The organism is Bartonella sp. MM73XJBT, assembly GCF_028618465.1.
Lineage (GTDB): Bacteria > Pseudomonadota > Alphaproteobacteria > Rhizobiales > Rhizobiaceae > Bartonella.
Genome location: NZ_JAQISY010000033.1, coordinates 1 through 11,409, shown reverse-complemented (window position 1 = coordinate 11,409; position 11,409 = coordinate 1). Strand labels below are relative to the sequence as shown.

Sequence of the window (11,409 nt, the reverse complement as noted above, 5' to 3'; positions counted from 1 at the left end):
TTGAATAAAAGAGGCTCTAAATGCTTTTGATTTTTATAAACGTATCAATAAAACGCTCTCATATTTAAAGGGCGTTATCTGAAATAAAGCACATGATCAAAATGCGTCTTTAAAACGTTTTAAAATATTAAGCTCAAAATAGAGCTGAGTGAATTCAAATAACTGACATTCTAAAATCAAAACGTTTGGTAGCTTTATCAGTACAATCAAAAGCAACGGCGTATTAAGGGAATGTCTATAACAAAACCCGTTTTTTACATTTATGCGCATTGGTTCTTAAAAGCAGCCTTTCATAAGACAAATAAACAAACGTTTTTATAGAATTTAAGGGTTTCAAGATTTGCTCTATTTGCTTTGCTGTAAAATCTAGATCTTTGTTTTTCGTAAATGAAACGTCCTTAAGAGCAAATGATAACTAAGTTTATAGCTGTTATAAAACATCAGTTTCAAATGTTTAAACGTTTCCTTAAAGAGGTTCTTATAAGCGTATTTTCACTTTTTATTAAAACCTAATTTCTTTGCACATTAACCAGTCCAAATTTGGAGGCGTTATTTTTAGAATAGAGCATTCTTTAAACATTGACGCTTTTGTCTAAAAATTTAGAAAAATCTTATGCCTTATGACATTACAATGGTTTTGAATTTTGCTTGCTTATCTTAAAGAGCTGCCCCCAAATTTGGGGTCACTAAAATTACTCAATCCATATTTGGATTGACCCCATTTGGCTTCATATTTTTAAACGATAACTTTTAAAACGTTTATTGACAGCTTGCTTGCGTTATATCATTCAAAGGCTTTTGATTATCATAAGATATAACGTTTTTAATTTCATACGCTGTTGTGATGATATGTTTGTATAATGCCTGCCTATCGTTTACTAACTTTTTAATAAGCGCTTTAAAAACGATATTGAAATCCTTTATGCACCTTTAATGAATTAAAACCTATAAGCTTATGACAGTTTCAAACGATTACCCTCTTATAGGTAATAAAATATTGCTATAATATTTTTAGATTTACCCTTCTCAATTTTAAAAATCATAATCTCATACTTGATAATGCGATTACCAATCCAATCGTTAAAACAAGCTGTGATCTTTAAACGTATGTTATCGATAATTTCAAACGACTAAATTTTAAAACAATGCGATTTGTGAATGATAAAAACGTATCATAAAATTTATGAACTGTTATAAATGATAACTGCTTTTCATTTCATTTGAATACACACATGCGTTATAATATTTACATCATGATTTGCTTTTTATGCTCTATTCATACATGGCAATTGTTTATAAAAAATGGTCAAATGAATCACGTATAAAAATGTGGATTCTTAAGTGGATTCATATAAAATAATTACACTCAACATATTGACTTTACTGTGTTTTATTTATAATGAGTCGTCTGTCATGTCGCCTAAATCGCCTCTATTAAAATATTCAGTAAGTGAAGTGGCTCTGATGAAGAGAAATCATCATAACTGTAAAACCGGTGATCAGGATAAGGAGTGGTTTAAGTAAAAAACAGTTCTTGTATTATCGGCCATTTTGAATTTTACTTTACGGCTTTCAAAAGCATTTACGGTGTTTTTTTAATAATAGAGATTACGCATTGCTTCACGCTTTTTCTACTTAGATGCCAGTCTTGTTTGTGATGTGTAAAGGAATAGCTTTGATTGATTCAATATAAACGAGGTTTAAAATAAGAGTATCGTACGATATTTATGTTTTTCATTCGGTATGTAAAGAGGCAATTATCATTATAAATCAATGCGTTGGTGGGAATAATAACATGCCTGATAATTTATAGATGATTTGCTCTCACAAAACGGACAGCTTTGATGAGCCTTTTTTAAAACTGTTTTAAAGGAAAGCGGTCATTCATGCATCAAAAGAGATAGCTGAAAGGATAAGGATGAAGATTGCCTAAAATGTCCCCATACCTTTTTCTACGATATATGCGTCATCAAGAGAAGGTAAAATGGAGCTCATCATTAAAAGGCGTTATGGTGTTTGGTAAACAGTGTGTGAATGACTCAATTGTTTTAGTGCTTTGTTTTATCAAGCTTTTGTACAATTTTATCAGAAGTCCATTGGGTAATGACGTTGAGAATGATTAAGAGAATGATAACACTTGTCATGATAGAAGTATTATAACGTTGGTAGCCATAGCGGATTGCCATGTCGCCTAAACCGCCTCCACCAAGATATCCAGCAAGTGAAGTGGCGCCTATAAGAGAAATTATCATGACGGTAAAACCGGTGATGAGACTAGGAAGTGCTTCAGGAATGAGAACATGCCTGATAATTTGCAAACGACTTGCTCCCATGGAGCGGACAGCTTCAATGAGGCCGTTTTCAACGGTTTTAAAAGAAAGCTCGGCCATTCGTGCATAAAAAGGAATAGCTGAAATGGTGAGGACAAAGATCACCGAAGGCATTCCTACACCTCTTCCTACAACCATACGTGTAATCGGGAGAAGATAAAATGCAAGAATAATAAAGGGAATGGCACGAATACTATCAATGATGATGCTCAAAGGGCGATTGATGAGAGAAGAGGCAAAAATACCGCTACGTGCGGTTGTATAAAGCAGAAGACCAAGGGGAAGCCCTATTATAAGTGCCATCAAAGAAGCACTTATTGTCATTAATATTGTATCAAGAACGGCGCTTGGGAGTTCATGAGAGAGAACATTAAACATAACCTAAAACCTCGCAATATCGCCCTTGTTTGGTCAACCACTGAACAGCCTTTTCTAAAGCTTCTTTATCTTTTGCGGGGAAACCTAAAAATAATCGCCCAATAGTTTCACCTTGGACTGTATCAATGCCACCATGTAAAATACGTGCTCTAAAACCGGTTTCATCTTCGAGAAGATTGAGAAAAGGTTGTTGGGCAATCTCACCGGCAATATTGATTTCAATGACAGCCTCATTGCCTATCGATTTAAGATTTTTTGCAAATTTTTCAGGAAGTTGCGGGGTCACAAGCTTGAGCATGGCAATGGTTGTATCATCTTGCGGTGAGGTAAAAATATCTTTCACACGTCCTTCTTCTACAATGCGTCCTTGATTGAGGACAACAACACGATGCGCAATGGTGCGCACAACTTCCATTTCGTGGGTAATGAGCACAATTGTGAGATTAAGGCGGTTATTAATATCGGCAAGAAGTTCTAGAATAGACTGTGTTGTTTCTGGATCAAGAGCAGAGGTTGCTTCATCTGAGAGCAATATTTTAGGATTAGCGGACAGAGAGCGGGCAATACCAACCCGTTGTTTTTGTCCCCCCGATAGTTCTGCTGGATAACAATATTCTTTACCAGATAATCCTACCAATTCAATGAGTTCAAGGGCACGTTTGTGTCGCTGTTTTTTACTTATACCACTTAATTTTAAGGGCAGTGCAATGTTATCAAGAATATTTTTTGATGATAAAAGATTGAAATGTTGAAAAATCATACCAATCCGTTGACGATAAGGTGCCCATTCTGTCTCTGAGAGATTGGAAACATCTATTCCCTCAAAAAAAATCGATCCTGAATCAACTTGTTCTAATCCATTTAAACAGCGAATAAGTGTCGATTTTCCCGCTCCACTGCGTCCAATAATGCCAAGAATCTCACCCGCCTGGATATCGAGGGAGAGATTATTCACTGCTGGAATACCAGCCGTTTTGTTAAAACAACGGCTGATATTTTTTAAGGAAATAAGAGCGGGTTTTTCCATTTACAATTACCAAGATGTTTGGCACAATCACCAAGATGTTTTGGCAGCTGGACCAAAAATTTCTTTGATTTTTGCACGGACAGGTTCGCTATTGTAAGCAGCGACTAATTTTTTGACCCAAGGTTCATTTTTTTCGCTGGTGCGTACAACAATGATATTATTATAAGGATTATTTTCTGCTTTTTCCCATGCGATTGCATCTTGTTGTAAATCTAATCCAGAGACCAAAGCCCAATTTGTATTTATAACGGCAATGTCGAAATCATCAACAGCTCGTCCTAACATACCGGCATCCAATTCACGAATTTGCAAGTTTTTAGGGTTTTCAATAATATCAAGTGGCGATGCAAGAATATCATGAGGGTCTTTTAGTTTAATAAGACCTAACGAATTAAGGAGAAGTAAGGCTCTTCCACCATTTGTTGGATCGTTAGGAATGCCAACATGTGCACCATCAGACAACTCTTTTAATTCTTTGATTTTGTGTGAATAGACCCCAATTGGGGCAAGAAATGTATATCCCACGGTTGAAAGTTTATAACCACGCTGTTCCATTTGATTATTCAGATAAGGTGTGTGCTGAAAAGCATTTGCATCAATTTCTCCAGCATTCACAGCATCATTGGGGAGGGTGTAATCAGAGAAATAAACAAGTTCAATCTCTAAACCGGTTTTTCTAGCTTGTGCAGCTGCGACTTGCCAAATAGTTGCTTCATGCCCTTCCATAACACCAAGTTTTATTTTTGATTTATCTGCTGCCATGGAAAAGGCACTGGACAAAAAAAGTGCAAAAAGAGATAGGAGGAATCCGATAGTTGCACTCTGGAATAATTTTTTTAATGTCATGCGCGTTTGTCTTTCTTTTGCTTTTCCAAGAGATTTCTTGAGAGAGGATTCAATATACTCGTCTTTATTTAAAGAGATCTGAGACTATAAAAGCTTTATAAAATATTCAATCACTTTTATGCAAAAAAGAGTATTATTTTTTCTCTATTTGTCAGTATTCTTTGCAAAACAACATCATGTACGAGCGGTATTGCTCTTCAATTTTGGCAACAAATTCTTTTCTTATCATGTTTTGTTTGGGGAACCAAAGGCCATTTCAAAACTTCTTTAAGTAATGATTGCTTATAGCGCTACGCGGTCAGACGACATTTGGGTGGTAAATCCATGGGGAGAATAGTACGCAATCAAGACAATAGACTGTGTTTACAGGGCGGTTAAGGGATGAACTTTTCTCGAAATGTGGTGAATTCTTTGAGCAGGCAAAGAATTGATCACCACTTGACTTAAACGCGGCAAATTTTTGCCAAGGTAAATATTTTGCCCTTCACATTTTAGAGAGGAAGAAACATAATGTTTAAAAAGAATTTTTTATCAACAACACTGATTTTATCAGCTTTGGGGGGAGTGGGGCTTGGAGTAACGATTGCCCATGCGGCGCTTGGAAATGTTGCTCGTGTAGCATCAGGTCAGGCGGTTTTACGCTCAGGTCCAGCGACAGCTTATAAAGTTATTGCAACCGTTCCGATGGGAGAAAAAGTACAAATTAATGGTTGTCTCTCCAATAAAACTTGGTGTTCCCTTGGTTATAATGGAAAGGTTGGTTGGGTGTTTGCACGTTATTTAAACGTCAATAATGTTCCTACAATCTCTTTTACAGATATGTCTGTGAAGCCAAATTCTGCCATAAAAACACAAAAGCAAAAGGTAAAGCAGATTGTTTCTGGTTTAAAAAATTTTGCAGTGCCTGAAAAAACACGGAAAAAGGCACAAAAATTCTACAGAACCGATATGATTATTGATTCTACAGGTGTCAAAAAAAGGGATGAACGAACGATTTTTAATCCATCAGCAAAGGCACAGGGTGTCTCTGTAAAGCACGTGAACGCTTATAATCCCTTTTTCCCGGAAGATGTCAATTTCAAAAATTTTGAACGCAATGAAACACGCTACCGTGTTGTGACATATCCTGTTCCATAAGAGAGAAAGAAATCCAATAACTTATCCCATTACGCCGTAAAACACGGTCATTTGGGGTATAGCGATATAAGGCGTATAGACTTTATACATTCAAGTATTTTTAGAGTATATGGTAGGTCTTCAGGGAAGGATTTACAGCCTTCTGTCAGTCAATCATACAAATGCTCAGCAGGTGAAATCTATAAGACAAAAAGCTGGTTATTTACAAACTAGCACGAGGAGGAAGCTTTGTCATTTGAGGTGGGGGAAGGAAGTCAGTGGATAACGGTGATTGGCAGGAGTTACGAAAAATAGAGCAGCATAAAGCACTCTTTTGCTTTATGCTGCTTTTTTGTTTAATTTGCTGACTTAGGTTTTATTAAGTTACGGGATGCCAGTAATTCCGCAATTTGAACAGCATTCAATGCAGCTCCCTTTCTTAAATTGTCCGCAACAACCCAAAAAGCTAAACCATTTTCAACGGTGATATCTTCACGAATACGGCTAATAAAGGTGTCATCTTCACCCGTGCTTTCATAGGGCGTTATATAGCCACCATCTTCGCGTTTATCAATTACTTGGCAGCCTGGCGCATCGCGTAGAAGGGCTTGTGCTTCAGAGGCACTTAGAGGCTTTTCAAATTCAACATGAACGGCTTCAGCATGACCGATAAAGACAGGAACGCGAACAGCTGTGGCTGTTAACTTGATTTTAGGATCAAGAATTTTCTTTGTTTCAGCCGTCATTTTCCATTCTTCTTTTGTATAACCATCTTCCATGAAAACATCGATATGGGGAATGACATTAAAAGCAATGCGTTTGCTGAATTTTTTTATTGTGATGGGATCTGCAACAAAAACAGCTCGTGATTGTTCAAAGAGTTCATCCATTCCTTCTTTACCGGCTCCAGAAACCGATTGATAAGTGGACACAACGACACGTTTGATGGTTGCTGCATTATGGAGGGGCTTTAACGCTAGAACAAGTTGAATTGTTGAACAATTGGGATTGGCGATAATATTGCGCTTGGAAAATTCACCAATCGCTTGTGCATTGACTTCAGGCACAATCAACGGGACATTTGCATCATAGCGCCAAGTGGATGAATTGTCGATGACGACACAGCCTACAGCAGCAATTTTAGGAGCATATTCTTTGGAAATACTTCCTCCCGCAGACATGAGACAAATATCTGTGTCAGAAAAATCGTAACTATCAAGCGCTTTTACTTTTAAAGTTTTATCGCCATAAGAAACTTCTTGTCCTAATGAACGCCGTGATGCTAAAGGAACGACTTCATGAGTAGGAAAACCACGCTCTTCTAGAATTGTGAGCATTTCACGACCAACATTTCCTGTTGCGCCAACAACTGCAACTTTAAAACTCATTTTTCTATACTCCTGTTCCTCTCTCTATCTTCTCCCCTTGGGCTATACTCAGGTGAAGGTAAGTTGGTCAAGGAATATTTAAATGAATATTATTTTTAGAAAGTTCATTTTTGTATGTAGCTTCAATTTGTTCATATCAATTGTAATCAATAGCCACCATTGCGGTTTATTTTAAATCTACTGTTCTTCTGAAATTTTGAGAGTTACAAAATCAAATACTGATACTAAGTTGTATCAGTATTTTTTACAGTCTTCTCATCTCGTGAATTCTTCATTTTTATATGCATTGTTTTCGTGAGAAGTTGAATGTTTTGACAATTGATCCGTGCATTGCGTTGGTAGAGTTTTTTATATTTCATTTGGTTTAAGTATTTATTGTATAGATAGGTTCTCATGGGGGCATGTTTGTCGTGAAGAATAGAATACCATTGTGTTGCATATTGACACCCTTGTTTTAAAGAGATCTTTCTTAAGACACTTATGCTCATTTCACGACGGCTATCATGAATGGTATAAAGCCATTATGTACTCCCATCTGTGCGCTTGTGAAGAAGCAAGCTGGTATCATTATTCCTTTTACCAGTTCTCAATGGGGTGAAAGCTCTTGTATTTAAAAGTGTTTATAAGAGGCACTTTTTATACAGTTTTTACTCACACACAAGCTATGCCTGTGACGTGCAAGCGGATAGTTTTTGCTGATTTAATGGGGAGGGTTTAAAATAAGAGTATCTTACGATCTTCGGGAGAGCATTCAATATGCATGATAATAAATGATCATGATCAATCAATTTGCTATACTATGAAGGCAACAGGCGTTTTTTGTCGTGACTGTTTTTTGATTATGGTATTCAAATCAGCTCTCCTGTTATAAAGCTTTTTATTTAAGAAAATTTCAGTGTAATTTATGAAAATAAGCTGCTGTTTTCTTCATGAGAAATTAATTGCAAGATTGCTCTTTGTTTTTTGCGGGTAAGCATTCTGAAATTTTTTAAAAGCAGAGATTCCGCTTTGCTCGATATTCTGTCATCATGGGGATTTGTAGTTTTTTCTTTTGTTGCGATATCAGCATAAAAGAAAGAAACAGGTACTTCCAGTATATCGGCAATTTCTTGCAAGCGTCCTGCACCTACAGGATTTATGCCTTTTTCATATTTTTGAATTTGTTGAAAAGTAACACCTAAGCGACTGTCCTAATTGTTTTTGAGACATTTTCAGCATGTTTCGTCTGAAGCGAATTTTTTTGCCAACGAATTTATCAATGAATTTGTCGTTATAAAGATTTTTACCTTGCGTTTTCCCTCCCACCGGTTGCGAGCGCCCTCGCGTTGGTATTCCGGGTGCTAGCAACACATTGATTTATATATATAATTTACTGTTCTGCATGTTGAATTAAAGACCCGAATATAGTAAGGTTTTCTCATTCTAAACCCTCTCAGATTGAATCAATTAATATCACTTGCTTGCACGTCAAAAGCGGGGCTGGTGTGTGGGTAAAAACTGTATAAGAAAGGAGTAAAAATGGTCCTTATGAACCGTCTTAATGCAAGGTCTGTCGCAACATTGGGGGCTGGCAAATATAATGATGGTGCCGGCTTGTTACTCCATAAGCGTAAAGATGGTGGTGCTCAATGGCTTTATCGTTATACCATTCACGGACGTCGTCGCGAAATGGGCTTGGGTGCTTTAAGACATGTCTCTTTAAAAAAAGCTCGTGAATTAGCAAATCAATGGCGTTCTGTTTTGCATGAGGGTCGTGACCCTATTCAAGAACGCGATAAACAAAAGCGTGAGGCAATAAGCAATCTTCATTATTTAAAAGATATTGCCATGGATGCTTTTGAAAGTCGTAAAGCTGAATTAAAAGATGATGGTAAGGCTGGAGACTGGTTTTTACCTTTACGGCTTCATATTCTCCCTAAATTAGGCTGTCTGCCGGTTTCTGAGATTACGCAAACAGAGATACGCAATACCCTCGCTCCCATTTGGCATACAAAAGCTTCAACAGCAGAGAAAGCACTGAATCGTCTTAATATTTGTCTCAAACATGCGGCTGCATTAGGGTTGGATGTTGATTTACAAGCAACAGAAAAAGCACGCGCTCTCTTAGGGAAACAACTCCATAAAACACAAAATATACCAGCCATGGATTGGAAAGATGTTCCTGCCTTTTATCAGACACTCAGTAAAACGATAACAATGACACATTTAGCTTTGCGCTTGCTTATCCTTACAGGGGTTCGTACACGTCCTTTACGTTATATCCATAAAGATCAAATTGAAGATGATGTCTGGACAATTCCTGCTGAAAATATGAAAGGAAAGCGTGATACGACAAAAGAGTTTCGTGTGCCTTTATCTACAGAGGCATTAGACATTCTAAAACAAGCGCGCTCGCTTTCTCGCAATGATTTTTTCTTTTCTGCAACTGGTCGAGGTCCTCTTGGTGAGAATTGTATGTCACAATATATGCAACAGATTGGACTTGAAGCACGTCCCCATGGATTTCGTTCTAGTTTACGTGATTGGCTTGCTGAAACAACTGATGCCCCCTATGAGGTCGCTGAAACCATTCTAGCTCATACAGTGGGTGGTAAAGTAGAGCGTGCCTATCGTCGGACTGATTATTTAGAACAGCGCCGTGTCTATATGGATAAATGGGCGGCTTATGTCACAGGTCAATCTTAAGATATGGGGTCATTTACCCCATTTCTGTGGATAACTTTAGCTCTCTCTTCTCTCATTCTTTCTCAATGAGACTCATAAATTATCACATCAGAAAATGTATAATAAAACACTGTTTTCTATAGACTAAATACCTTTCCAGTGATTCAAAAATATGGTTAATAAATGCTTATGATTTGTTCCCATTTTTTACTCTTGAAAGGAAATTATAATGACAGAAAACGATATTCTTTTAACTGACCGCGAAAGTGCAAAATTGCTTCATATGAGTGTTTCAACATTCCGCCGTCATGTGACCAATGGCTCTCTACCAAAACCTTTAAAGTTTGGCTTTTTATCCCGTTGGTTACAATCGGATCTGATCAATGTCATAGAGCAAGCGAAACAGCAACGTTATAACGACGTCGCATAAAAAAAACCTTGTCACGTAAGGACGGACAAGGCTTTCTCAAACTCATCACCCTAGAGTTAGCACAATCCGTCCTATGGTGCAATATTCATAGGATAAAAAAACATGTTTTCTTTTACGAATGCTCAGGGCATCACAAATGCCTTGCGTGGGGTTTGGTATGGGCATTATGGAAGTGCCCGTTGTCCAGCCCATGATGATCAATTGCCTAGCTTATCCCTTGCCAATGGACATGATGGGCGTCTCTTACTCACTTGTTATGCGGGCTGCTCTTTTAGAGAGATCATACAAGCGCTTAGAAGAATTGGCTTGCTGGGGAAACAAGCCTTTGTTGATAAAGCTTATGATCACACGCTCTCTTTCTCAAAACAGTTTTGTGCTGATCTCAAACGAGCAAAACAGAAAGCAGAGAGAGCAAAAGCAATTTGGCAACAAAGCCAACCGATCAAAGATACTTTAGCAGAAACCTATTTACGCAATCGGGGGATTACTTGTGAATTGCCTTCTGATTTACGTTTTCACGACAAATGTCCACACCCCTTAGGAATGACACTGCCCGCGTTGGTGGCGCTTGTTAAGGGCGCTGGTTCCTTTGCCATTCATAGAACCTTTTTAAAAGCCAATGGCTGCAAAACAGATCAGAGACCAGCAAAAGCCATGTTGGGTTCTGTTATGGGCGGTGCTGTGCATTTAAGCCAAGACAATCCAAAACATCTGGTTATTTGTGAGGGCATTGAAACGGGTCTGTCTCTGCTGTCTGGTTTGTTATCAGAGCCCGTGAATTTATGGGCTTCTCTTTCTACCAGTGGCATGATGCGTGTGAATTTACCCCCGATAAAAGGACGTCTGACAATTGCAATGGACGGCGATGATGCGGGTCGTAAAGCAGGTTTCACCCTTGCAAAGCGTGCTTATAGCCAAGGCTTTGAGGTCTTTATCATACAAGCTCCAAAAGGAACCGATTTTAATAATGTATTACTTTCTCAAAAGAGGGAACTATGAAAGAGTGTAATTTACAAAACAACAATGAAAATACCCCCGTCAATGATAACGATAATGCTTGTTTAAAAGCCATTCCTTATGAACAAGCCTTGCAACAAAATGGGTGGGGGGAATTAAAACCGATTGAGAATGCTCTCTTACCCGTCGAACCTTTTCATCCTGCTCAAGTACCTTTAAGTTTAGGGACCTATATTTATGACGTTGCTGATATTCAACAATCTTCTCTTGATT

The 11,409-nt window shown here is 37.8% G+C and carries 8 protein-coding genes and 2 pseudogenes; 5 read left to right on the top strand and 5 right to left on the bottom strand.

What is annotated here, in order from left to right; translation table 11 throughout:
• Positions 1-2,048 precede the first annotated feature (2,048 nt).
• From PVV69_RS08180 to PVV69_RS08170, 3 genes are read right to left on the bottom strand one after another with little or no spacing between them, the layout of a single operon-like run.
• Positions 2,049-2,708 (bottom strand): methionine ABC transporter permease, encoded by a 660-nt coding sequence (locus PVV69_RS08180; protein ID WP_273757121.1) that lies wholly within the window; start codon positions 2,706-2,708, stop codon positions 2,049-2,051.
• Positions 2,701-3,735 (bottom strand): methionine ABC transporter ATP-binding protein, encoded by a 1,035-nt coding sequence (locus PVV69_RS08175; protein ID WP_273757120.1) that lies wholly within the window; start codon positions 3,733-3,735, stop codon positions 2,701-2,703. Before PVV69_RS08175 ends, PVV69_RS08180 begins: the two co-directional genes overlap by 8 nt.
• A 27-nt stretch (positions 3,736-3,762) precedes the next feature.
• Entirely contained in the window at positions 3,763-4,581 is an 819-nt protein-coding gene (locus PVV69_RS08170; RefSeq protein WP_273757119.1) for a MetQ/NlpA family ABC transporter substrate-binding protein, read from the bottom strand.
• A 510-nt stretch (positions 4,582-5,091) separates the two neighbouring features.
• Here PVV69_RS08170 and PVV69_RS08165 point away from each other — a divergent pair.
• Positions 5,092-5,718, top strand: a complete 627-nt coding sequence (locus PVV69_RS08165; RefSeq protein ID WP_273757118.1) for an SH3 domain-containing protein — start codon at positions 5,092-5,094, stop codon at positions 5,716-5,718.
• Between the two features lie 335 nt (positions 5,719-6,053).
• Here the strand turns inward: PVV69_RS08165 and PVV69_RS08160 are convergent, their stop codons facing one another.
• Both PVV69_RS08160 and PVV69_RS08155 read right to left on the bottom strand, forming a co-directional pair.
• A complete protein-coding gene (locus tag PVV69_RS08160) occupies positions 6,054-7,085 on the bottom strand; it encodes an aspartate-semialdehyde dehydrogenase (RefSeq protein WP_273757117.1) in 1,032 nt (343 codons plus the stop codon).
• A 902-nt stretch (positions 7,086-7,987) separates the two neighbouring features.
• Positions 7,988-8,390, bottom strand: a pseudogene (locus PVV69_RS08155) (helix-turn-helix domain-containing protein).
• A gap of 213 nt (positions 8,391-8,603) precedes the next feature.
• On the opposite strand from PVV69_RS08155, the gene PVV69_RS08150 reads away from it, so the two are divergent.
• From PVV69_RS08150 to PVV69_RS08135, 4 genes and pseudogenes are all read left to right on the top strand, one after another.
• Complete coding sequence (locus PVV69_RS08150) at positions 8,604-9,770, top strand: site-specific integrase (protein WP_273757116.1); 1,167 nt, start codon at positions 8,604-8,606, stop codon at positions 9,768-9,770.
• 208 nt (positions 9,771-9,978) lie between these two features.
• On the top strand, positions 9,979-10,179 hold the full coding sequence (locus PVV69_RS08145; protein ID WP_004856846.1) for an AlpA family transcriptional regulator: 201 nt from the start codon (positions 9,979-9,981) through the stop codon (positions 10,177-10,179).
• A gap of 102 nt (positions 10,180-10,281) precedes the next feature.
• Positions 10,282-11,178, top strand: a complete 897-nt coding sequence (locus PVV69_RS08140) for a toprim domain-containing protein (RefSeq protein ID WP_273757115.1) — start codon at positions 10,282-10,284, stop codon at positions 11,176-11,178.
• Positions 11,175-11,409 (top strand): annotated as a pseudogene (locus PVV69_RS08135) (DUF3987 domain-containing protein); the annotation flags it as partial. The gene PVV69_RS08140 and the pseudogene PVV69_RS08135, both read left to right, overlap by 4 nt.

Excerpts from the sequence above, each read along its gene's own strand:
- PVV69_RS08150 (WP_273757116.1), top strand. The coding sequence starts at position 8,604 with ATGGTCCTTATGAACCGTCTTAATGCAAGGTCTGTCGCAACATTGGGG.
- PVV69_RS08165 (WP_273757118.1), top strand. The coding sequence starts at position 5,092 with ATGTTTAAAAAGAATTTTTTATCAACAACACTGATTTTATCAGCTTTG.
- PVV69_RS08170 (WP_273757119.1), bottom strand. The coding sequence starts at position 4,581 with ATGACATTAAAAAAATTATTCCAGAGTGCAACTATCGGATTCCTCCTA.
- PVV69_RS08180 (WP_273757121.1), bottom strand. The coding sequence starts at position 2,708 with ATGTTTAATGTTCTCTCTCATGAACTCCCAAGCGCCGTTCTTGATACA.
- PVV69_RS08175 (WP_273757120.1), bottom strand. The coding sequence starts at position 3,735 with ATGGAAAAACCCGCTCTTATTTCCTTAAAAAATATCAGCCGTTGTTTT.
- PVV69_RS08145 (WP_004856846.1), top strand. The coding sequence starts at position 9,979 with ATGACAGAAAACGATATTCTTTTAACTGACCGCGAAAGTGCAAAATTG.
- PVV69_RS08160 (WP_273757117.1), bottom strand. The coding sequence starts at position 7,085 with ATGAGTTTTAAAGTTGCAGTTGTTGGCGCAACAGGAAATGTTGGTCGT.
- PVV69_RS08140 (WP_273757115.1), top strand. The coding sequence starts at position 10,282 with ATGTTTTCTTTTACGAATGCTCAGGGCATCACAAATGCCTTGCGTGGG.